18 protein-coding genes are annotated in these 22,165 nt (G+C 50.5%); 6 read left to right on the top strand and 12 right to left on the bottom strand.

Going from position 1 to position 22,165, the window contains the following annotated elements:
* Positions 1-38: 38 nt before the first annotated feature.
* The 3 genes from ACYVH9_RS28345 to ACYVH9_RS28335 are packed head-to-tail and all read left to right on the top strand — an operon-like array spanning position 39 to position 2,159.
* A complete protein-coding gene (locus tag ACYVH9_RS28345) occupies positions 39-983 on the top strand; it encodes a carbohydrate kinase family protein (RefSeq protein WP_460639816.1) in 945 nt (314 codons plus the stop codon).
* A 5-nt stretch (positions 984-988) separates the two neighbouring features.
* The gene (locus ACYVH9_RS28340) at positions 989-1,807 is read left to right on the top strand and encodes a class II fructose-bisphosphate aldolase (RefSeq protein ID WP_460639815.1); all 819 of its coding nucleotides are present in this window, start codon (positions 989-991) and stop codon (positions 1,805-1,807) included.
* Between the two features lie 19 nt (positions 1,808-1,826).
* Complete coding sequence (locus tag ACYVH9_RS28335; RefSeq protein ID WP_460639814.1) at positions 1,827-2,159, top strand: ACT domain-containing protein; 333 nt, start codon at positions 1,827-1,829, stop codon at positions 2,157-2,159.
* A 246-nt stretch (positions 2,160-2,405) separates the two neighbouring features.
* On the opposite strand, the gene ACYVH9_RS28330 is transcribed toward ACYVH9_RS28335, so the two are convergent.
* The 3 genes from ACYVH9_RS28330 to ACYVH9_RS28320 all read right to left on the bottom strand — a co-directional run bounded on the left by ACYVH9_RS28330 (position 2,406) and on the right by ACYVH9_RS28320 (position 4,703).
* Positions 2,406-3,236: an NAD-dependent epimerase/dehydratase family protein gene (locus tag ACYVH9_RS28330; protein WP_460639813.1), complete on the bottom strand. Its 831-nt coding sequence runs from the start codon at positions 3,234-3,236 to the stop codon at positions 2,406-2,408.
* Between the two features lie 72 nt (positions 3,237-3,308).
* Positions 3,309-4,163 carry an AraC family transcriptional regulator gene (locus ACYVH9_RS28325; protein WP_460639812.1) on the bottom strand — a complete coding sequence of 285 codons (855 nt, stop codon included), beginning with the start codon at positions 4,161-4,163 and terminating at the stop codon, positions 3,309-3,311.
* Between the two features lie 180 nt (positions 4,164-4,343).
* A complete protein-coding gene (locus ACYVH9_RS28320) occupies positions 4,344-4,703 on the bottom strand; it encodes a nuclear transport factor 2 family protein (protein ID WP_460639811.1) in 360 nt (119 codons plus the stop codon).
* 621 nt (positions 4,704-5,324) lie between these two features.
* Between ACYVH9_RS28320 and ACYVH9_RS28315 the strand changes: the two genes are divergently transcribed.
* The 3 genes from ACYVH9_RS28315 to ACYVH9_RS28305 all read left to right on the top strand — a co-directional run bounded on the left by ACYVH9_RS28315 (position 5,325) and on the right by ACYVH9_RS28305 (position 7,080).
* Positions 5,325-5,555: a hypothetical protein gene (locus ACYVH9_RS28315; protein WP_460639810.1), complete on the top strand. Its 231-nt coding sequence runs from the start codon at positions 5,325-5,327 to the stop codon at positions 5,553-5,555.
* Between the two features lie 264 nt (positions 5,556-5,819).
* A complete protein-coding gene (rnk, locus tag ACYVH9_RS28310) occupies positions 5,820-6,230 on the top strand; it encodes a nucleoside diphosphate kinase regulator (protein ID WP_460639809.1) in 411 nt (136 codons plus the stop codon).
* 214 nt (positions 6,231-6,444) lie between these two features.
* Positions 6,445-7,080, top strand: coding sequence for an MCP four helix bundle domain-containing protein (locus ACYVH9_RS28305; protein ID WP_460639808.1), 636 nt, complete (start codon positions 6,445-6,447; stop codon positions 7,078-7,080).
* A gap of 91 nt (positions 7,081-7,171) precedes the next feature.
* On the opposite strand, the gene ACYVH9_RS28300 is transcribed toward ACYVH9_RS28305, so the two are convergent.
* The 9 genes from ACYVH9_RS28300 to ACYVH9_RS28260 form a co-directional block, all read right to left on the bottom strand.
* Entirely contained in the window at positions 7,172-7,366 is a 195-nt protein-coding gene (locus tag ACYVH9_RS28300; protein WP_460639807.1) for a hypothetical protein, read from the bottom strand.
* Positions 7,367-8,123: 757 nt separating this feature from the next.
* On the bottom strand, positions 8,124-9,425 hold the full coding sequence (locus ACYVH9_RS28295; protein WP_460639806.1) for a serine hydrolase domain-containing protein: 1,302 nt from the start codon (positions 9,423-9,425) through the stop codon (positions 8,124-8,126).
* A 73-nt stretch (positions 9,426-9,498) separates the two neighbouring features.
* Positions 9,499-10,719 carry a serine hydrolase domain-containing protein gene (locus ACYVH9_RS28290; protein WP_460639805.1) on the bottom strand — a complete coding sequence of 407 codons (1,221 nt, stop codon included), beginning with the start codon at positions 10,717-10,719 and terminating at the stop codon, positions 9,499-9,501.
* Positions 10,720-10,850: 131 nt separating this feature from the next.
* Positions 10,851-12,125: a serine hydrolase domain-containing protein gene (locus ACYVH9_RS28285; RefSeq protein WP_460639804.1), complete on the bottom strand. Its 1,275-nt coding sequence runs from the start codon at positions 12,123-12,125 to the stop codon at positions 10,851-10,853.
* Between the two features lie 1,247 nt (positions 12,126-13,372).
* Positions 13,373-14,968 (bottom strand): arylsulfatase, encoded by a 1,596-nt coding sequence (locus ACYVH9_RS28280; protein ID WP_460639803.1) that lies wholly within the window; start codon positions 14,966-14,968, stop codon positions 13,373-13,375.
* Between the two features lie 83 nt (positions 14,969-15,051).
* Entirely contained in the window at positions 15,052-16,695 is a 1,644-nt protein-coding gene (locus tag ACYVH9_RS28275; RefSeq protein ID WP_460639802.1) for a RagB/SusD family nutrient uptake outer membrane protein, read from the bottom strand.
* Positions 16,696-16,711: 16 nt separating this feature from the next.
* Positions 16,712-20,062 carry a TonB-dependent receptor gene (locus ACYVH9_RS28270; RefSeq protein WP_460639801.1) on the bottom strand — a complete coding sequence of 1,117 codons (3,351 nt, stop codon included), beginning with the start codon at positions 20,060-20,062 and terminating at the stop codon, positions 16,712-16,714.
* A 148-nt stretch (positions 20,063-20,210) separates the two neighbouring features.
* Positions 20,211-21,284, bottom strand: coding sequence for a FecR family protein (locus ACYVH9_RS28265; protein WP_460639800.1), 1,074 nt, complete (start codon positions 21,282-21,284; stop codon positions 20,211-20,213).
* 72 nt (positions 21,285-21,356) lie between these two features.
* Entirely contained in the window at positions 21,357-21,953 is a 597-nt protein-coding gene (locus tag ACYVH9_RS28260) for an RNA polymerase sigma factor (RefSeq protein ID WP_460639799.1), read from the bottom strand.
* Positions 21,954-22,165: the final 212 nt, after the last annotated feature.

Genomic DNA, 22,165 nt, shown 5'->3' with positions numbered 1-22,165 from the left:
GCGTTTCAACTTTCTAAAAATTGGCTTTAACCGTTATTATGGAACAAACAGACCTGTTGGTCGTTGGCGAGCTGAACGTTGACATCCTGCTGGATCAGGTGAACGGGTTTCCGGTGATTGGCCAGGAGATCCTGGCCGATCAAATGCTGCTGACGCTGGGAAGTTCGTCGGCCATTTTTGCATCCAATAGTTCGGCGCTGGGCAGCCGTGTATCCTTTTGCGGCATGCTTGGCAATGACCTTTTCGGAAAATTCATCCTTCGGGAGCTGCAGTCCAAAAAGGTCGATACCCGCTTTGTGATCGAATCGGCTGAGCACCAGACTGGACTGACGATGATCCTGAACTACGATCAGGATCGCGCCAATGTTACGCATGGTGGGGCCATGAATCATTTGTCGATCAGTGACATTCCGCTCCATGCGCTGCACCAATTCCGGCACCTTCACGTATCGTCCTATTTTTTACAACGCGCGTTACGGGCCGATATCACCAAGTTGTTCGCGGCAGCTAAGGCCGCTGGCCTTTCTACTTCGCTGGACCTGCAATGGGATCCGGCCAATCAATGGGCATTTCCAGCCGAATCCTGCCTGCCCTACGTCGATTTTTTTCTGCCGAACGAAAAAGAGCTGTTGTGCCTGACCGGCCAGCCTGACGTGGGGGCGGCCATCGACCGACTTTCCGGTTTTGCCAATACCATTGTGGTCAAAAGAGGAATCAATGGCGCAACAGCCTATGCGGACCACAGGGTGCTTCATGCCGACGCTTTCCTGACGGAAAACTTCGTAGATGCCATTGGTGCCGGGGATAGTTTCAATGCCGGATTTATCAATGCTTTTCTCAACGGGCAGGAATTGCCGGAGTGCCTGAGGCTGGGCAATCTGGCGGGAGCGATCAATACCACGGCGGCAGGAGGGACGGCCGCTTTTGCCCAGATAACATCGGTGAAGCGAACGGCGAAAGAAATTTTTAACTTTGATTTGTAATCCCTGTGACCTTGAAAGAAAAAATGCGGCAATTGACCTGGGAGAAAAAGGGGTTGCTCGCGACTAATTTTTATAACCTGGAAACCCTGCACGGGGTCCTGGCAGCTGCCAAAGAAACCAAGCAGCCCGTTATTTTGCAACTGACCCGTAGTTCCATTGATTACATGGGACTCCACACCGCCGTGGAACTGGCCCGGTCAGGGCTGAAAGAATTCGGAGTGGAAGGTTGGATTCATCTGGACCACGGATCATCCGTTGACCTGGCGCAAGCCTGCCTCGACGCCGGGTTCGACTCGGTGATGATCGATGGCAGCGAACTTGCCTTTGAGGAAAATATCAGAATTACCCGCGAAGTCGTCAAACGGGCGCAGGCCTACAACGCCAATGTGGAAGCGGAATTGGGCTATGTGGCGAAGCTGGGGCAATCCCACGACGCCCAGGTCTTCACGCAGGCTGCGGAAGCTAAAATTTTTGTGGAGGAAACCGGGGTGGATGCGCTAGCGGTTGCCATTGGAACCGCGCACGGTTTTTACAAGAAGGAGCCCCAGCTTCAGTTTAACCTGTTGAAAGACATTCATGCTACCGTCGACACAATCCTGGTTTTGCACGGGGGCTCCGGGGTTCCTGAAGAGCAACTTCGGAAAGCGATTTCCCTTGGAATCTGCAAAGTCAATCTTGCCACAGAGATAAAGAATATTTTCGTTAAAACCCTCCAGACTACACTGGATGGGGAAGAAATTGACCTCCGTAAAATTTTCCCGGTTGCCACCCAAAGCGTAACCCAGCTGGTAAAAGAGAAATTGCTGATCGTCCAAAATAGCTGATAAAACCGTCACGGTCGGGATGAGAGAGTTAACCATTACACTATTTGCTGAACATCAAATCGGCATGCTTAACCGGATCAGCGTCATCATCTCCCGGCGCCGGATAAATATTGAATCCCTTCATGTGACCGCATCCGGTCTCCCGGGTATTCACCGCTTTACGATTGTGATGAACGAGGACGACGAAGCGGTTCGTAAACTATCCGCACAATTGGAAAAACAAATCGACGTTTTTAGAAGCTTTCTGAACCCAGCCGCAGCCAATCGTTGGCTGGAGCATAATCTCGACAGGCTGAACAGCCAGGCAGACCAGGCGCTCTGGCAGGGACCCTATGAAATGGAAGAAGATTGAAAAAACGAATTAATCTAGGAAGGGCTGTCTCATCGCTTCAGCAACAGCTGCCCGAATCATGCCTACTTACCCGTTTGTTCCCTGAATCCCTGGAAGCGCCCTTGAATGAAAGGGCGCTTCCGGGAGATGCATGAGTGGGGTTCGCATTTATACACCGAAAACGAACCGGAATGGCCTTACGAAGGCAAAAGGCGACAGGATATGGGTACCGTCTTTGGCAGGTCCTTATTCGGTCGTGCTCCTGATTTACAGTAACTTTTCCTGCACAGCCTGATAGACCGTTCTGACCGTAGGCTGAAAGCCGAGACGACGGGCCAGCGATCCATCGGCATGAAGGTACCAGGGATTTTGAAGCGGCTCTGCGGATGATTCCAGGGTTTGACCAACCAGCCGAACCAGCTCGTAGATCGAGGTTGGCGCTTCATCCGAAATGTTGACGATGCGGCTGTCCATGGTACCGGATAGGGCCAGGTGCATGGCCGTGGCGATGTCGCGGTGGTGGATGGTACTCATTCGCAGGGCGGGATGCCAGTTGCGCGCCATCAAATGTTCCGGCAGCGTTTCCAGATGACCATCTCCGTCTCCGTAGACAAAGGGAAAACGCAGGATCGACCACGTAAGCCCACTTTCGCGAAGCTCCTTTTCCGCTGCGATCTTGCTGGCGGGATAGGCGTGTTGCGGATCTACCGCGTCGTCTTCGCGGCCGGGATGCGGACTATTTACGTTGTAAACGTGGGTGGTGCTTGCCATGATGAAGCGCGCCTGGGGGGCATGGATTTGGGCCGCGTTGATCAGGTTGCGTGTGCCTTCGAGATTGCTCTTCCAGATCAAATCCGTGTCTTGCGAGCGGAACACCGCTGCCAAATGGATAATCGCCGACACATCTTCCACGGCCTGCCTGAGTGATTCGGCATTCAGTAGATCCCCTTCCATCGCTAGCACGCCGGTTGGAACGTCTCTTCCTGCGCGCACCAGCGCACGGCAGGCAAACCCCGTTTCCACCAAACGTGGCAGAAGGCGCGCTCCGACGAGACCGGTTGCACCGGTTACCAGTATTTTTTCTCCTTGGCTGTTCATAAATTAACAAATTGTTGAATGAACAAAGCTCGGAAGGATGCCGTAAACAGAGCCGGACGAAAACCGATCCGTTCAGGACAAATCCTGAAAAAACGCGGCAACCGTTTTGCCCGTTACCTTTTTAAACAAGCGAGAGAAATAGTCCGGGTCATTGAATCCGAGCTCAAAAGCCAGTTCCTTGACGGAAGTTCGGTTTCCAGAATACATCCGGCGTCTGGCTTCGAGGATAAGCCGGTTGGTTACAAATTCTTTGGGTGAGTGCCCCGAATACTGTTTAACGATTTGATACAGGCTATCGGTGCTGAGCGCAAGTTCTTCCGCAATCTCTTTAATGGTTGGGTGATCGGTGAGGTTGTTTTCGACCAATACCTTAAACCCAATGTATTTGGTAAGTCGGTCGTCGGCGGCCTTTTTGTGTCCGTAAAAATAAGCGGTATTTATTTCCGTAAGCAGGCTATTCAGATGGGCCAAAATGAGTTCAGGATCCGCATCCAAAGCCGTTAATAAGTCCAGCAGCAGGGCAAAAATCGCCTGAAGCCTGCGCGCGGCAGCGGGCGAAAACCTAATTTTTAACTGGTTGAGTGGATTCAGTAAGAATGGGTAATGTTTCGGCAAACGGGCCAGGCATGCTTCATCAAAGCCCAATTTATAATAATCGTTTCCGGGAACGGTAGCGGGCCGCTGCTGAATCTGGTGCGGCAATGAGAAAAGCAGTTCACCCTTGCCAACATCGATCGTTTCACCATCGACGTTGTACCGGGCAAAACCATCCAGCACAAAAAGAAAAAAGTAGTAAGGTAGGCCGTGAGTGGGACCGTACTGGTGGACGGCCTCTGGTGGCAAATGGCCAAAGTCCGGGGAGACAATCCGGATGGGCAGTTGGCTATTTTGGCTAAAATTTTCCGGTACTAACTGAATACGTCGCATGGTTCATGTCCACCTGATCTGAAGGTAGGGAATGTACAGACTTCCTTACGAAAAGTCAAACACCGTCGGGAAGTAGCCGGGGTCCTGGTTCACTCTTCGGTGCGGCAAAGTAACGGGTTATTTCGTTACATCCCCGTTTTCAGGAGACGCTGCACCAGGATCGGTCGTAGTTAATCTCGACTACTTCTCCGGAGTCTCATGTTCAATAGCCATTTTTCTCACTTTTCCGTGTTCGAACGTATAAAGGTGTTTTATCTGACTATCACTTAACAACTGGCCATTCAGATCGTAAATCACCTGGTGAACGCCCAGTTCAATTTGGCCGTCTGGCCTTGCCTGAAATGAAACGGGTTTGACCACAGGATTGATTTGTTGCCATTGCCGTAGCCAGTAAGCCCGTATTTCCTCCTGACCCGACACGTACCCACCTTCCCAGCCATTCGGCCAAGCCACATCGACGTGCATGAAGGCTAAAACGGCATCAATGTTTCGGGCGTTGAAATCCTGATAGAGTTGGTTGAGAATTTGCTGATAATTCATTGGTGATTGATCGGGTAGGGTCCATTCGTATCGGCATCAAAGCTAAGCCTGGTTTGGGGCTGGTGCCTGTCGGCGCCAGTTGATATTTTGTGGGATTTTCTTGAGAAGGCGCCTAAGCTGACCCGTTGGTAGCCAAAATCCGTGAAGGGCAGGCGCTAGTCGGCTTTCGGGTATATTCCTTTTATCCTGGAGAGGGCCATTTTCTCCGCCGTGCCCAGCAGGGTTATCGCCTAGTAATCCGAATAAGTCCTGCTGAGAAAAGGGATACTGCTGCAATAAAGCAGCAGGTGGTAGCTGCGTTTTACTGCCTTCCCTGGATGCCTGAAGGAAGGACCATTCGGTACGTACGCGGATGCACAGATCCCGTTCCGGATCAATATAACGGCCTCGTAAGGTAAAACCGGAAAGTTGCCTCATTGAGTTGCTTCTCAATATTTACAGTTGTAAATTTACAATTGCAAAATGTTAGTTTTTATACTGAATATATGAATGTGACGAAACGGCTAATTCCATCAAACAGGACTCGTGCCTAACCGGTGGGAAGCCGACTATTGGTCGCTAAGCCTGCTCAGCAGTTGAGTCAGGTTGAAAGTTCCTATGAAAATAAACAACGAACTCACTATGAATCCACAAATCTGGGAATTTGAACTCTATCGCCGAATTGGGCAGGTGATCGTCCGTTATTTTTTAGCGGCCCCCCGGGCATTTGAACCAACCTTGAGGGACTACCAGAACTGGTTGGACACCATTCCGCCCAAAGAGCGGTTTTTTTACGCAGAGCTGGGATTTCAGCACTGCCGGGCGCTAACGCCTTTAGGCGGTATTGGTACCAAGCACGCGCCTATTGCTTGAAAGAGTATGCGCGGATGCATTTGCTTCCCCACGAGTTCAGAGCCTTTGAGCAGATGGAAAGGAATGGAAGTAGCTACGCAAGCTGTTCAACGAAAGGGAATGAATCTTTTGATAGCCGGTTTCTTTTAATTCCCTAGTTTGCTAACCGTTCGTTATTGTACAAATTTCGCTAATCTGTACCAATCGGATCGTCCTTCCACATTCCTTAAAAAGTTTCTACAGGCAAAATAATGAGTTTATTCACCCATTTGAATCCGTATAGCCATGACCAATCTAATTATTAATAAACTCGATTACCAGCGGCTGATTGACCGGGTAACCAAAGCCAAATCCGATCCCAATGCCTCGTTCAACCACATCCGAATTTTATTGATGGAGGTGAGTCAGGCCACGTTGCTGGAACCCGCCGAAATCCCGTCGGATGTAGTGACCATGAACTCGCTGGTAAAAATACGGTATCTCGATACCCAGCAAACGTTGAACGTTCGCTTGGTTTATCCGGAGCAGGCAAACGTGGATAAACGCCAGATTTCTATTTTTTCCCCCCTGGCTACGGCCTTATTAGGCTGCAAAAAAGGGGATCTAATCAGCTTGACCACGCCGGGACGGACCGTGAAAATCAAAATTGATCAGATCATGTACCAACCCGAAGCCGCCGGTGATTTTAACCTGTAGCGTTAAACGGTCCAGACTAAACTGGGGTAACGCTTTATAGTTAGGGCAGTAGAAGGAGTGGTTTCAGTTGCCAGTATACGGAAAGACGATTGGGAGAAGACCCCACCAGGGATAGCGCAATAGGGATCGGTTTGCCTCGATCGTATTTTAAATAAGCCTACAGTGGCCGGCAATCTCACGCTCTTTACAATCATTCGTAAGCCATCTTCTAATTATGATAACACCTGTTAAAAAACAATCTCGCCTAGGATCCACGCTGTTGGTTATTGGTTTGTTGGGTCTAGTCCTGACCAGTATTTTTCTGAGTCGCCGGAGCTTGCACGCCGTTCAAACCACCGCAGCCTCCATTTATGAGGATCGACTGGTACCTTCTGGTATCCTGCTTAACCTGACAGCAACGGTCTATCGAAAACGCCTGCTGCTTGAAACTTACGTACTGGCCACCCAGAAGACAACGGTGAGCCAGGTTTCTTCGATGCTTGACCGGCTTAACCGGCGAGCAGACTCGCTACTCACGAAGTATGAAACGACGAACCTGACGGAAAAAGAAGCCGGTCGACTCCAATTGCTGAAACAGCGGCTAGCCAGCTATAGCCAGCTGGAAACCGAAATCACCACAAATTTGGTCGATCAACCTACGGAACAGCAAACCTTATTTACCGGGCGTGGTCGCCTGGCATTTAGCGATGTGGCGCAAACGCTGGATGAGCTGGCCGCCCTGCAACTTGCCGTTGGTGAGGAATTAATCAACGAGTCGCGGGGCCAAGCCAACTACATCTATGCGTTGACAGCGCTGCAGATCGGCTTGGTCTTCGTGATTGGGGTAAGCCTGCTTTGGTATCGCTTTTGAGCGACCTTGCCTTGAAAAGATCGACATTGAGCGTTTTAGTCTTCTACTCAATACCGCTCAGGTCGATCTAAGCCCCCGTTGATGAAGCAAGTTATACAGAAGTCTGCCTGCTGTAATGCGATAATTTACGACGAATGGTTTCGGCGGTTCGTAAATCTTTTAAACTGATTTTGGCCCGATCCCGAAGAACCTTACTGGCGTAAAATTGGTCTGTTGCTGTATGCAATAAGAACGCCAGCATTTGGGCTTCATTCTCGGTCAGTTCAAGGGCAATTTGCTTTTTCATTGTATCTGTTGTCAATGTTTTTGGACGGTAAACCACCCGACATCCCCTCCTCGAAATACTTCCAGTCAACCGGGTTGTGAAAAGAAAACGACGCGGTATAAGATCCCTTTATTACAACAAAATAAGAGGACAAATGAGTCCCCTACTAGCGATTTTATCGAGGCATAAAGCCACTTTAACGAGCGATATTTTACAGAGTGATTCCCCGTAGCAAGTGGCTGATTGCAATGGGGTTACTGCCATTCCTAGCGGGGCCAGGGCACATTGGTGCGTCGGTGACAGGAGCGTTTCGGTCGCCACCCGTAAAGTGGTTTACTACCAACACCGTTGCAGGGGGCCAGGGTATAGACCATCTTGCGGAAAATCAGCTATATGACTAAAAGGAGTTTTTCTTTCGGTAACTGCCCCCATAAAAGGGCATAGCTGCCTACTCGACTTAGGATGTATCGAAAAATGAAGGATTCCGTTGGAAAATGGGTCGCTAACTGGACGCGCTGGTAGCTTTTTTGGTGACCGCTTTAAGTCCTGTTTAAAGGTATACGTCATGGAATATTTCCTGCTCTTCTTTAAAAGAAGGGGTCCAGAGCGTCAAACGTAAGGGCAAAAAAACAGTAGGTTGACGCTTTTTTTTGCGGTTTTTCCCCCGACTATCCCACAATTCAGCGTCTGCCAAAAGCACGGCTTTCATGTGCCTACCAGTGATTCGTTTTGTGTCATCGTTTCCCAACTGATTGCCCAAACTAAATCAGGCCTTCTTTTAAGGTTTACCCGGGTAACCCAAAGCGGCTCGGGCTGCGTAGGCCGCGTCATACATCGAGTTGAAGCACTTCTCAAATGACGTGTCCCCATTTGGCCCCTGAGTAAGGTCCCACAATGGCAGCATCGCCACTACCGAAATATCCGTAGCCGGGTCGTATGTCATCGTCGTCAAATAGCCCGCAATGGCTCCATTGTGGCCGTAACCCAGGTTCTGACGAAAGGAGGTGCCCAGCCCATAAAAGGGATTGGCATCCGATACATCGGATTGCATCAACTTGACGGTTTGGGACTGCAAGACATGCTGACCCTGCATCAGCGAACGCACATAGGTGTTCAATGTCGCCATGGTGCTGTAGCCATTGCCTTCACCGACGTGACCACTCATGTTAACCGGACCAAAGCGATCCATTCGGCCCGATACACGCCGAATCAGGCTGGCTACGTTTGGCTGAGGCAAGTGAATATCGTTAGCCTGGTAGGGAAACCAAATCGGCAAAGGTACCTGGCTAGCTGGCCCGGTAATGTGGTCATAGAGGTAATCCGCGTAGGTTTTTGCCTGGCCGCTTCTGGCTGAGTATACCCGTTCGATAATCCGGCTCAGGATGACATAGCCCGTATTGCTGTAGTGGTAGCCTTTGGTGGGCTCGAAATACTGAAGCTGGTTATCGATGATCGGTTTGAGCATTTCCTCGGCAGTGAATGAGTGAGTCGAATCGCGGGTTAAAACGTAATTAACGTAACTCTCCCCATTCAGACCCGGTACCGGGCTATTGTCCACATCGTAGACCCCAGCACTGTGCTGAAGCAGTTGCCGTATGGTAATCTGATTCTTGTTGGGAATGTTCCAGTCGGGCGTGGTCGGTACGTAGGGCTGATCGGTACCGGGAATCAGATCGGTGATGTGGGCTTTGTAATCAAGCCAGCCGTCCTGGTACATCTTCAAAATGGCCGTGGCGGTAAAGTTTTTGGTGACGCTGGCAAATCGGAAAAGGGTAGTAGACGTGAGGGGTTGTTGCCCTGCAGTGACAGAAGAAGTGAAGTACGTTTGGGTAGGTGTCTGAAGATACACATTGAGTGAGGGGACCGGGTAACCCAGGCTTTTTTCCAGGTCAATCCGTACGTTATCGACGGCCTCTTGTAGTTTATCGCTTGGCGTGATAGCGTGATCAGCCACGTTGATAAAGCTACAACCCAACAGCGACCCCGCCAATCCACTCAACAGTAAACCGCGAACAAACGTTGTGCGGTTCAGCTTGAGAGGGCCCTTGAACAGTCTCTTTAGATGTGTAATAGAATTCATCCTGGCTTATTTCAGTGTAATGAAAATGGTTGGATAGGAGTTGATGGAAAGAAATGGTTTCTTTCCATCAGCATTATTTTATCGCGACCTGCGCTGCTCGTAAGGCCGTATAGCGTACCCCCAATGCCAGCTCCAGAAAGTCAATCGAGCTTTTTTCCGGTGTGGTATTGGTTTTGATAAAATTAGCAACCATCAGCACTGTCGTTTTTGTAGCCGGGTTGTAACGCAGTGTCGATATGTAACTTAAGTGAGCACCATCATGACCAAAGCCCAGCCCTTCGTTGAAGGTAAGTCCCAGGCCGTAAACACCGTGGGAGGCATCGGCCGTTTCCATTTCTTCCATCAGAGCCACACTTTGGGGCGTTAAACCGGCTTTGCCCGTTAGCAATAATTCGATCCACCGGGTGATATCCGCAGGCGTTGAAACCATATCGCCCTCTGTTACATTCATCGACATGTTATCTTCCGGCGTATCGATTGGACTCTGATTGGGAACGTGGAGATAGGAGTTAACAAACGAATCCCTCATTCGTTGATCGGTCCCCTGCCATACATTGTAGGTATTGGTTAGCTGTAAGGGCTCCAGAAACCGGGTCCGGATAAAATCAGGGTAGGACATACCCGAGGCTTTTTCAATAATTTTGCCCAGCAGATTATAGCCAGTATTTGAATAGTGAAAGGTAGTACCCGGAGCGAAGTTGGATAACTTGTTGTGAGCGACAATACCGACCAGTTCGTCGAAGGTGAAGGTATGGGCTTCCTGGTTGAGGTCGTCCCGAATGTAATCAATGTAACGTTTACCTGCGTAGGGCTGATTGACGCTTTGGGGAATGTCCTGATTGGTAATATCAAACACCCCCGCCCGGTGTTGGAGCAATTGTTTGATGGTGATCTGGTTCTTGTAGGGAATATCGTAGTCTGGAGAAGTAGGCAGGTAAGCCGGGATATAATCGGTAATGGTTAATTTACCTTCCTGCTGAAGGAGCATAATGGCTGAGGCCGTGAATAGTTTGGATAGGCTGGCGATTCGGAAATGGAAATTTCCCTGAACACCCGGTTCGATGTTACTGGATACCAGATTTGAACCGGACGGACTAGTCACTTGCAGAAAAAAACCACCTTTGTTTTTCTCAATTCCCCATTTCTGATCAAAGTGCTGATAAAGACTATCGGTTAGCGACTGGAGTTGAGCATGGATATTAGGGGGTGGTACATGATCCTGCAAACAGGACTGCAGTGTTGAACTGCCCAGAATGAATAGTGTGACAAAGGAAATAAGGGTCGTAAGTTTCATAGTAAAGGCATTAGAGAAGCTGAAAAGGGGTTTAAGATGCGCTTCTGAACGGGACGAAACGGTTTAAGCGCGCCTTTGAGTTGATAGTCGGCTCCAAGGCAGGCCGTATGAGCACAAGCACTCGGCGAATTCTAGGGTCTACCGGGATAGCCTAAGGCCGCGCGGCTTCCGTAAGCCGCGCCATATATCGCATTGAAAGACTTGTAAAATGTGCTATGCTCATCCGTTGTAACCTGGCTATTATCGACCAGATTTATAAAGGCCACGACCGACACGCCAGTTGTGGGATCATACATGGCAAGCGACAGCGTCCCACAGCGTTCCCCATTATGACCGTACCCCAGATTTGGCGTGTAGAAACATCCCAGGGCGTACTGGTTCCCGCTTTTGGGGTTAATATCGGTTTGCATAAGCTTCACGGTTTCGGGGGTCAGCACGTGTTCACCGCTCATGAGCTTCCGGATGAATGTATTGAGCGCAGCTGGTGTGCCGTAGCCATTGCCCTCCGCTACCTGAGCACTCATATTATAGTCGGTGAATAGAATTGTTCTTCCGGGAAGCCGCTCAATACCTGGCGCGTAGGGGCTAGGCATTTGCTTATCGCTGGACAAAACCGGAAACCGAAGGGCCAGCGGTACTTTCGTGCCCGGCCCGACGATATGATCTTGCAGATAATCCTGGTAGGTTTTCGGGCTGCCACTTTTCAGCGAATAGACACGGGCAATGATGTAACCAAGAATGGAATAGCCCGTATTGCTGTAATGATAATCAGTGGTCGGGGCAAAATAGGATAACTTATGGATGGCGAGTTGAAGAACCATCTCTTCGGTGGTAAACTGATGATCCGGTTCAGCATTTTGAACATATGCCGTGTAGGATAATCCATTAAAACCAGGAACTGGGTCATTATCAACATCATAAACTCCTGCGCTATGCTGCATCAGTTGCTCAATTGTAATCTCATTTTTATGGGGGAAATCCCACTCCAACGTAGTGGGAACATAAGAGATATTGGTACCCGGAATGTTGTCCGTGATTTTCGCTTTAAAGTTTAGCCAACCGTCCTGATGCATCTTCAGGAGGGCCGTAGAGGTAAACGTTTTGGTGTTACTGGCAAAGCGAAAGTTGGTATTCTCAGTGAAGGGTGTGGAGCCGGTTGGTACTGAGGAGGCAAAGATGGATTGATTGGGCGTTTGAATATACACATTCAGGGATGGTACCGAATGACCCAGCTCTTTTTCCAAGCCGACGCGAACGCTGTCAACCGCTTTTTGTACCCGGTTTTGGCCATCGGGTTGCACAATGACATGGTCATTGAGCAGGGAAGAACAGCTCATCGCCATGATACAACTCAGTGAAACCACCGCCAGGTGTACAACTATTTTTGAGTAATGGAACTTAAACATGGTTAATACTTTTAAAGGTTACTGGGTAAATAAGACGATGCAACTGAAAAATTGATCCCAACGAACGTGCTGCAATCCAGGTGACCCGCTCTGGGCTGCGAACCCTTATTACTCCATTGTTCACCTGGCAGATGAGTTGGGTAACCTAAGTTGCCCTAACGGCGTCCGACCAACTTCTCAACACCTGCCAACAGCACATCGATAGCGTTCTGAATCGGCTCACGGTTCAACCCCCTTACCGTCAGGATATACGTGAAGAGTCCACACGACCCCAACTCACCAGCGTAAAATGGCTATGAATCTAGCTTCCACAAAGCGACATGCGTAAAGAATTACCACTTTGCGTGTTGTCTCACTTTTTAAATGGTATGTCCATTTATGTGTTTGTTTATCAGCTAGTTAATGGGGGATTGTTGCCCGGCCAAAGGTATTTAATTTTGATGATTGGAAACGATAAGAAATGGTCCGAATACGATAAGAGATGGTCCAAATGTCAGCCATTCGCCCAGCAGGATGAGCTTCAAGCCACCAAATGCACCCAATCCGATTATTCATCGTTCAGAAAGACCTGCTTCCCGTCAGACTAGCCAGCTGGTGGGAGCGGGGCCGCCCGTTTTGGTCGAATGACAAAGCTGTGCCGGTAAATAGCAACCAATCCCAGGCTTATTTCTCCAGACTTGGGGCAACCAGGCAATTCCGGTTCGGAACGTGTTCTGAGATGGTTCGGGCTGTAGACTGAGTATAAAAGCAAGTAGCGTCGAAGCCGCTCATTCCGTCGGCCTCAGCAACGGTCTGTACCTTTCGCTTGTTGGGGTGGGAGTTACTAAGTCCCGTGCCCGAAACGGGTGAAGGCTTCCTCCTAAAATAGACATGACGAGTTGAGGTAACCGGGCTAAAGTTTGCTGGGTGGGAAAAGACCGAGCACCTGGTCAATCCATAATGGTACAAGCCTGACGCTCTTGCCCAATTTTTCCTATAAAACCAAGGCACTAAAGTAAGTAGGGACACGTCTAAAATGGACGTGTCCCTTCCCAACTAACCGTAAGCCAAACGAATTAAAATCGCTGGATGGCGTAACATATCCTACATGGGAGTTGGGAAGACAATTCCCTTTTTGGTAGGTCTAGTTTAAGTTAGTAAACAAAAAAATGTTTCAACGAAAAGCATCCGATGCTGTAACGGGTGCCACAAGTCATCAGGCGTGAAATGTGGGTATGTTTTGAGTGTCCTTTCGCGGAGTGGGCCAGCTATTTTTTGCTCAACTCGGCAAACGGAATCACATCGGCCCGTTTGGCCCAGGCATCGTAGAGGGCCGCCATCTGCTGGACGCGCTGGGGTTCTTTCTGGCTTAAATCCTGCAATTCGGTGCGATCGGTTTTCAGGTTGTAAAGCGCCCAGCGGTTTTCGGGATAATTCGAAACGATTTTCCAGTCGCCCTGTCGGACGGCCCGGTTGCCTTCATGCTCGAAAAACAGCGCGTCGTGGCCTTTCCACGATTGACCCCGGAACAAGGGGGCCAGACTTACGCCTTCCGTGGGCTTGATCGTGTTGCCTTGGTAGCTTTTCGGATAGGTGCCGCCTGCCAGATCCAAACAAGTCGCCATGATGTCGATGATGTGGCCGGGGCGCGAATCGATCTTACCCGGTTTTACGATAGAAGGGCCGTAGGCAACAAACGGTGTGGCCGTTCCGCCTTCAAATTCCCAGTGTTTGTAAAAGCGAAAAGGCGTATTGCTCAGGTTGGCCCCGCGAAATCCGTAGGCCGTAAACGAGGTCGGGTCGCTGGCGGGTTTCTTGCTGCTTTCAACGATGTGGGGTAAAAAACCGTTTGCGTTGATGTCTTCGTGACTGGCTCCGTTATCCGAAAGAAACAAAATAACCGTATTTTTATCCTGGCCTAATTCTTTCAGTTTCTGCTGAACCCGGCCAATATTCTGATCCATCCGGTCGATCATCGCGGCATAAACGGCCATTTTATCTTCCCAGCTTTTTTTCTCATCGTCACTCAGCGAATCCCAGGCCGGTATTTTCTCGTCGCGGGGCGAAAGCTTGGTGCCGGGGGCTAGAATACCCATCTTTTTCATGCGCTCAAAACGCTCCTGCCGAAGTTTGTCCCAACCTTTCTGGTAGGCGTTCTTGTATTTGGCAATATCCTCCGGCAGCGCGTGCAGGGGCCAGTGCGGGGCCGTAAAAGCCAGGTAAAGAAAGAAAGGCTCCTTCGCGCTGGACTTGGCGTTTTGCTCGATAAACTCGACGGCGTGATCGGTGAAAGCATCGGTTGCGTAATAGTCCTTTAGGGGCGTATACCGCTGATCATCCAGCGCAATGGTCAGCTGTTGGTTTGGGCGGTAAGGTGCGTCGCTGAAATAACTGCCCGCACCGTCGATCAGACCAAAATACCGGTCGAAGCCGCGCTTGCGGGGCCAGTGTTCGGGCTTGGTGCCCACGTGCCATTTCCCCGCCATGTAGGTTTGGTAGCCGCTCGGTTTCAAGGCTTCCGCAACGGTCACGCATTGCTGGTTGAGGTAGCCCTGGTAGGCGGGTTCTTTGCGGGTATTCACCATGTCGCCGACACCCGCCTGATGCTGAAATAGACCCGTTAGCAGCGACGCCCGGGTTGGGCAGCAGCGGGACGCGTTGTAAAACTGCGTCATTCGGAGGCCGTTTTTGGCCATGTTATCCAGATTCGGCGTTTTTATTTCGGAGCCAAAACAGCCAATATCGGAATAGCCCATGTCATCGGCCAGAATCAGGATGATGTTTGGTTTCTGCGTCGGTGGCTTTAACGCAGGCGAATAAACCAACGCTAAGGCTAGAAAGAAAAAGAAAAGTTTAGCAATCATAGTCAATTGGGTTAGAAAGCTACATAACGCGAAAGATAATGCGACACATCAACAAACCAGCAACGCCTGCTGATGAATCGAAATCAATACCCCGGATTCTGCATAAACTCACCCGGATTTGTCACCCGGTCGATCTGGGTCTGCGGAATAGGGCGAACCAGGTGCATTTCCTTGATGTTGGGGGCTGCGTCGAGGTTGTATTTTTTGACCCGCTCCAGCAGTTGTCCCGTGCGTTTCAGGTCATACCAGCGGTGCATTTCTCCCGCCAGTTCCCGCGCCCGTTCGTCCAGAATAAAATCCAGATTGACGTTTGCCGCCGTAATCTGCATGTCCTTTTCTTTCCCGGCCATGGCTGCCCGTGTCCGAACCACGTTAATGTAAGCCGCCGCTTCAGTTGGCTTGTTCTGCCGCCAGGCTGCTTCCCCGGCAATCAGGTATAATTCGGCTAAGCGAATCACCGTAAAATCCCGGCGGCCATCCGTCGCATTCACGCTCACCCGCAGCGGATCAATGTATTTTTTGAGCACCGGAAAACGCCGACGCTGGCCCCCGCCAATCTCGTTGTTGGTAATGTTCGCAGCACCGACCCATTTGTCGTTGAAATCGATGTACCAGTAAGGCGTCTGACTTTGAACCGCATCCGCTACCGGATAAGGCACGATTTTGATGGCGGTATCGCCCGGCGCAACCGTTTTTCCGTTGATGGTGCCCCGGCTATTGGCCAGCCAAACGGTTTTGAACGATCCTTCCCACCGGCTATCTTTTGTTGGATCAAAGAGCTTGATCAGGTAATTGGTCGGCATGAACCGCTGATACGCCCGACCATTGGGCAGATCGCGAATAATGGTCGGGTTTTGGGTGTAGTCAAAAATAAAAAACAGGTGACTCTGGTTGCCTTCGCCGTTCGTCAGCGGATCGCCCGTGTATTGCACCGACCAAATCACCTCCGAATTAACATCGTTGTTAATATCCCACAGGTTGCCATACGGTTTTACCAACTGAAAATCATAGCCTTTCGTTACCTGACTGGCCAGCCGCTCGGCCTCCGCCCAGTTGCCCAGCGTCAGGTGAACTTTCGCCAGCATTGCTTCGGAAGCCGGTTTGGTAATCCGTCCGTATTGGGCCGCCTTAGCCGGTAAGTTTTGAATGGCAAACTGCAAATCCGGAATGATTCCCTCCTGGTAGATGGTAGCCACGGGCGTTCTTTTCGCGGTCGTCTGAACGCCGATGGTTTCTTGCAGCGAAAAATGAACATCCCCAAACTGCTGAACCAAATGAAAGTAATACAACGCCCGCAAAAAACGAGCCTCACCCATAATTCGGTTTTTCGTCGCTTCCGATAGCCCCGCTACCGTCGGCGCCCGATTGATCACGGCATTGGCCTGGTTGATGCCCACGTAAAAATTATCCCAGACCGCCGTCACGAAGGCGTTGGAACCAAGGAAGTTGGCGGAGTAATTGTTGATATCCGGGGAGTTGGTAACGCCACCAAAACCGTTGGTGAACATATCGGTTCCGGGAACGGTCAGGAAAAAGGCTTCTTCCCGACCGTAAAAACGGCGCAAGGGAGTGTAGACCGCCCGGAGACCGTCTTCCAATCCGGTTGGCGTCGAATAATAACTGTCGGCGGTTGCGAGTCCAACGGGGGATTCTTCCAGAATAGTCTGGCAGGAAAAAAAGCCGAAGAACAAAAGCGTCAGCGAAAGTGTAAAATTGATCTTTTTCATTGTTCGAGGGCAAGGCTTAGAATTTAAGATTCATACCGAAAACGTAGGTTGCCGAAGTCATCGGGACGCTTCCGCCTACGATACCGTTCGACGTTTCGGGATCAACCAGTTTATACGGCGAAAAAATAAAGGCGTTGTCGGCGGTTGCGTACAGGCGCAGGCTCGAAAGTTTCGCTTTCGTTACCCAATTTTTGGGCAGCGTGTATCCCAACGTGATGTTGCGAATTTTGACAAACGATCCGTCGAAAAACCGCACCGCATCGGAGTACAAGGGCGCCGACGCAGCGTAAGGCATCGGGATTTTATTGGTCGGATTTTCGGGCGTCCAGAAATCAAAGTTCAGGCTGTTGTAGCGCCCCTGCCACTGGTTTCCGCCCAGATAATGAAAATCGCTGCGGATCATCTGGCCTTGCCGGGCGTAAACGAGAAACGAAAAGTCAAGGCCTTTGAAACTGAAGCGGTTGGTAATACCGCCACTCCATTTGGGCACGGTGGACCCCAAAATCGTCCGGTCGTCGGCATTGATGACACCGTCGGGTTGGTTCGTTAGATTCCCGGCGGCATCCCGTCCGTTTACGTCCGCAATTTTAATGTCGCCGGGTCGTTGCTTGGCGATCCGGGTGGCCTCATCTGCTTCGTTCGTTTGCCAGATACCGAGTTGTTTGAAGTTGTAAAATACGGAAACAGGATGGCCAATAAACCATTGATTGCCGACATCATCCTTGCCGTTGAACAGGTCCACAATTTCTTCCTTATTGGCGAACAGGTTCAGATTGGCGTCCCATCGCAAGCCCGACTGGGTGTTCAAAACCGTTCCGTTCAGCGTTAGTTCCCAGCCCCGATTGCGGGTGGCACCGATGTTTTGCAGCACCGAACCGTAGCCGGACGTGATCGGAATAAGCCGACTCAAGAGCAAATCGCTGGTTTTGGTGTCGTAGCGTTCCAGCGAACCCGTGATTCGGTCGCTAAAGAATCCGAAATCAAAGCCCACGTTCAGCGTGCGGGAGATTTCCCAGCGTAAATCGGGATTTGGTATGACACTCAATCCGTAGCCAAAGGCAGGTTCGGTGCCGTACGCGTAGATCGAACGGCTCAATCCGCCCAGTGTCTGATACGGATCAATGGAGGTGTTGCCCACTTCACCATAACCGGCGCGCAGCTTGAGAAAGGATAGTTTGGTGTTGCCCGTCAGAAAAGCTTCGTCCGAAATCACCCAGCCCGCCGATACGGACGGGAAAAAGGCCCATTTGCTGCCCTGCGAAAGACGGGACGATCCATCAGCGCGACCCGTCAGCGTGATCAAATACCGATCCTTGAACCCGTAATTGACCCGTCCCATGTAAGAAAGCAAACCCCATTGGTTTTGCGAGCTGCCAATGCCGGTAACGGTTCCTGAACTGCCCAAATTATAAAACGAAGAGTTCTCAATCGGGATGTTCTGGCCCGCAGCATTTGAAGATTCAAACCGGTTTTTCTGCGTACTGAACAGCCCAACGACATTCAGCGAATGCGAACCGACTTTGCGGTTGTAGGTCAGTATGTTTTCGAGCGTATATGCAAAGTTCTGCCGGTTGTCGATGGAAGCCCGGCTGGTGCCTCCCGCCAACGTGCCGTTGTAGGTTCCCCGGCGTGAGGTGCTAAAGTCCGGTCCGTAGTTCAATCGGTACGTCAGTCCTTCGGCTAGTTGATATTCGCCGAAAAGTGTCGCAAAAACGCGGTATTTACGGGTTTCATCCACAAACTGATTGGGTTGGTATTCAAGCAGCGGGCTGGTGAGATTGCCTTCGCGGGGATTAGGATAGGCCACAAAAGCCCCCTCCGCATCATAGGGCATAACCAGGGGTGAAAACGTCAGGGCGTTGCTATAGGGCGCATTGGCCATCACGTTCTGGACGTCGTTGGAAACTGTGGCGCTCACACCCACTTTCAGCCGCTGGGTGAGTTTGGTATCAATATTGGCCCGGAACGAATACCGCCGGTAGTCACTTTTTTGCAGAACGCCTTTTTCGTCAAAGAATGAGCCAGACAGATAGTAGGTCGTATTTTCGGAGCCGCCACTGGCCGAAAGCTGATGACTCTGCTGCACGCCATCGCGCAAGATGAGGTCCAGCCAGTTCGTTGAAACGCCTTTATTCAGGTTATCAATTTCGACACTGCTCAGCAAAGCCGCATCCTGGCTGGCATCCGTTGGCGAAAAACCCCGGGAAATGCGGGCGTACCGGGCAAACTGGTCACCGTTCATCAGGTCCAGGTCTTTTTTCGCTTTTTTAACCCCGTAGTACCCATCGTAACTCAGCACCGCTTTTCCCTGCTTCCCCCGCTTGGTCGTGATCAGAATGACGCCGTTCGCTCCCCGCGAGCCGTAGATGGCCACGGAGCTGGCATCTTTCAGCACTTCCATCGACTCGATGTCGTTCGGGTTGAAGTCGTTGATACTCACATCAGTCGGAATGCCGTCAATCACGTAGAGGGGGTTATTGCTGGCGTTGATCGACCGGTTTCCCCGAATCCGAATGGTGGGATTGGAGCCGGGTGCTCCGTTTGCCCGAACAATGTCCACACCGGCCAGCCTTCCCTGCGCATTGGCCAGGAAATTGGCCGCGGGCGTTTCGGCAATGTCTTTGCTGGAAATCGACGAAATAGCTCCGGTCAGGTCGCGTTTTTTCTGCGTTCCGTAGCCGACTACCACCACCTCGCTCAGGGTTTTCTCGTCCGTTTGTAAAATCACGTTCAAGTCGGTTTTGGCGCCCAGCGAAACTTCTTGCGACAGATAACCAACGAAACTAAACACCAGAACGGCCGATTTGTCGGGCACACTAATCCGAAACTGGCCGTTGCCGTCGGTGGTGGTGCCCCGTTGCGTGCCCTTCATGATAATCGAAACACCGGGTAACTTTTCGCCTTTTTCGTCGGCCACGGTTCCGGTTATATCCAGATCAACGGGGAGGATCAAACGCGAAGTTTCCGGCGATTGGGGCAAACTGGCGCCGGGCTGAGTAATGGAAGGTAACCGGTTGAGAATAATCTGCTTACCGGATACTTCGTAGCCTAGATTGAGCGGTTTTAGCATTTCTTCCAGAACCGCTCCCAGTTTTTTCTTCTGAACATTTAGCGAAATCTTCCGCTCGGCTTGAATCAGACTGGTGCTGTAGATGAATCGAACGCTGGTCTGTTCCTCGATGAGCGCCAGAATGGCTTTCACGTCCTGATTCTGGCGTTGGATCGTGACCTTGGTATCCAGCACGGCCTGCGCCCGAATGCCGTTGGCCAGGGCGATGCTGGTGAACAGCAGCGATACGACCAGAAACAGGCCGTATCGGGTAGTTATTTTTCGCCCAAAGGCGGGGTAAGGAAACATTTTTTTCATCGAGTCAAAGGGTAATTTTATAGAAAAATAGGCAAAGAAGATCCAGAAATGCCGCAAACGGGCATGCTATACGTAAATCAGGAAAAGAGCGCTTGTTTTAAGAATTCGGTTTTTTCATAGGCAATTGCAGGGTAGGTAACAAGCTTCTTTATCGACAGCCTTTAGCCGAGATGACGATTTGGGCATCGACTACTTCATACTGGCCTTCAATGCCCTTGCACAGCAACCGGAGCTTCTCAAAAAGGGGTTCGTCCGACAAAGAAGCGGTTAATAAACACGTTGCTAGCAGATCCTCATCATAAACAATATCGACTCCGTACGCTTCTTCCAGGGCGGAAAAAATAGTAGCCACGGGCTGGTCTTTGAAAACAAAGGTTTTGGGCTGAAGCGGTAGCGGTTCTTCCACCAACGACTTCTTCATGCGGGCGTCATTGCTGGAGAACATCACTTGCTGGTTTGGCGTGAGGACAACGCCTTCCAGTTCTCGATTGGCCCGTTTTTCAGCAGCCCGATTGTCGCTCTGGGCGAAAACGGCTACTTTCCCAGTTTTCACTTCCACGATTACCTGCTGGCCGGGTTCGTTGTCCTTTACCCAGAAACTGGTTCCTAACACTTTAGTAATCAACTTGTCCGCATAAACCAAAAAAGGTTTGTTCGGATTTTTAGTGACCTCAAAGAAAGCGTTGCCGGATAAATATATCTCGCGTGTCGGCTGGGCGTTGAAATCGGTCGCGTAACTAATTCGGCTATGCGGTTGCAACCGAATGATGCTTTGATCGGGTAGCTGCACCGACATCGGTTTGTCCGAATCATTGACTTTCTCCTGCAACGCCACGGTAGCCTGATCGACCCGTTGTTCGTAAGGAGTGGAACGGGACCTTTTCTGATAGAACCAGAAGCTAAACCCCAGACAAAGCACCACGGAAGCCGCCACCAGCCAGCGTTGGACGGCTTGGAGCGGGAACACCGGGGTTGTTTGAATCCGCTCCTGAACGTTCGTAAACATTCGCCGGACCTGTTCCTCATCGGGATAATGCTGAACAACGTCTTGATCGATGGATCGCAGCATTGCCCGGGCTTCTTCAATGGTTTGTCGCATTTGGGGATGCTCCTCCTGAAAGCGCTGCCAAAACGCATTAGTTTCAGCCGTAGGCCGGTAGACCCACTGCTTAAAGGGCTCGTCTTTCAAAAAATCCTCAAGATTGAAATCGGTATAGCTCATTTTGTTCTCTAGGAACAAATAAAATTATCCCTATATAAAGTAAGAGAAAGCAAAGAGCCCGTTTAACTCACTTCAGGAGAAAAAAAATTGAAGAAGAATCAGAAGACCGGCAAAAAGCGCCAGTTGGCGGAGTTTGTGCAGCGCCCGTTGCAGCAGATTGCGAACCGACTGCTGGTTGATGGACAAAATGGCCGCAATCTGGTCGTAGCTGAAATCATGGTAGTAATAAAGCACCAGTACTTCGTATTGCCGAAGCGGCAGCTTCTTCAACTGGGACTGTAAATCAGCGGTTTGGAGCTGGGCCATTTCGGCGTTGATCACCTCGGACTCCCAGGCTGGGCTGGTCGGGAGCCGCCACTCGTCGACGGCTTCCCAGCTTTCAGCCGAGGCTTGATCGGGGCGAATAGAAACGTGAATCTTTCGACGCAGGGAGCGAAATAAATAAAAGCGGGCCGACTCCACATCACTCAAACGACTCCGGCTTTGCCACAGGTCAACAAACAAATCCTGAATCGCATCTTCAACGGCTTGCTCATCAGCACCAAGCTTTTTCCCGTAACTGAACAAAACCCGGACGTAGCGCTGATACAACAACGAAAAGGCTGCCTGATCGCCCTGCTTAAAAGCCTTCCACAAAGTTTTATCGTCAGTCGCTTCCGAATAAGCCATTACGTCATGTAATCATTAATTCCATTGCTGGATGTTATTTCTTTTCTTGAACGAGTCGTTTTCCATCTTCTCCCTGAAATAGCTCGCCAATAAGAGGGAAAAGATGTTTATGGGGAAGGACTACTGATAGGATGGAATTTAATCAACAAATTGAATTCCGCTTTTCTATTCGCTTTTGCTCGTTTTCCCGCTTCAACATTTGCCGGTAAGCG

This window comes from Larkinella harenae (assembly GCF_054780515.1).
Note: the sequence above shows the minus strand (reverse complement) of the source record. Positions and strands in the feature narration are given on the sequence as shown.

What these genes read in the sequence shown, in the direction of transcription:
- ACYVH9_RS28320 (WP_460639811.1), bottom strand. Translation starts at nt 4,703, where the DNA reads ATGAATTATCAGCAAATTCTCAACCAACTCTATCAGGATTTCAACGCC.
- ACYVH9_RS28295 (WP_460639806.1), bottom strand. Translation starts at nt 9,425, where the DNA reads ATGAATTCTATTACACATCTAAAGAGACTGTTCAAGGGCCCTCTCAAG.
- ACYVH9_RS28325 (WP_460639812.1), bottom strand. Translation starts at nt 4,163, where the DNA reads ATGCGACGTATTCAGTTAGTACCGGAAAATTTTAGCCAAAATAGCCAA.
- ACYVH9_RS28260 (WP_460639799.1), bottom strand. Translation starts at nt 21,953, where the DNA reads ATGGCTTATTCGGAAGCGACTGACGATAAAACTTTGTGGAAGGCTTTT.
- ACYVH9_RS28275 (WP_460639802.1), bottom strand. Translation starts at nt 16,695, where the DNA reads ATGAAAAAGATCAATTTTACACTTTCGCTGACGCTTTTGTTCTTCGGC.
- rnk (WP_460639809.1), top strand. Translation starts at nt 5,820, where the DNA reads ATGACCAATCTAATTATTAATAAACTCGATTACCAGCGGCTGATTGAC.
- ACYVH9_RS28290 (WP_460639805.1), bottom strand. Translation starts at nt 10,719, where the DNA reads ATGAAACTTACGACCCTTATTTCCTTTGTCACACTATTCATTCTGGGC.
- ACYVH9_RS28330 (WP_460639813.1), bottom strand. Translation starts at nt 3,236, where the DNA reads ATGAACAGCCAAGGAGAAAAAATACTGGTAACCGGTGCAACCGGTCTC.
- ACYVH9_RS28345 (WP_460639816.1), top strand. Translation starts at nt 39, where the DNA reads ATGGAACAAACAGACCTGTTGGTCGTTGGCGAGCTGAACGTTGACATC.
- ACYVH9_RS28315 (WP_460639810.1), top strand. Translation starts at nt 5,325, where the DNA reads ATGAATCCACAAATCTGGGAATTTGAACTCTATCGCCGAATTGGGCAG.
- ACYVH9_RS28270 (WP_460639801.1), bottom strand. Translation starts at nt 20,062, where the DNA reads ATGAAAAAAATGTTTCCTTACCCCGCCTTTGGGCGAAAAATAACTACC.
- ACYVH9_RS28335 (WP_460639814.1), top strand. Translation starts at nt 1,827, where the DNA reads ATGAGAGAGTTAACCATTACACTATTTGCTGAACATCAAATCGGCATG.
- ACYVH9_RS28265 (WP_460639800.1), bottom strand. Translation starts at nt 21,284, where the DNA reads ATGAGCTATACCGATTTCAATCTTGAGGATTTTTTGAAAGACGAGCCC.
- ACYVH9_RS28305 (WP_460639808.1), top strand. Translation starts at nt 6,445, where the DNA reads ATGATAACACCTGTTAAAAAACAATCTCGCCTAGGATCCACGCTGTTG.
- ACYVH9_RS28285 (WP_460639804.1), bottom strand. Translation starts at nt 12,125, where the DNA reads ATGTTTAAGTTCCATTACTCAAAAATAGTTGTACACCTGGCGGTGGTT.
- ACYVH9_RS28280 (WP_460639803.1), bottom strand. Translation starts at nt 14,968, where the DNA reads ATGATTGCTAAACTTTTCTTTTTCTTTCTAGCCTTAGCGTTGGTTTAT.
- ACYVH9_RS28300 (WP_460639807.1), bottom strand. Translation starts at nt 7,366, where the DNA reads ATGAAAAAGCAAATTGCCCTTGAACTGACCGAGAATGAAGCCCAAATG.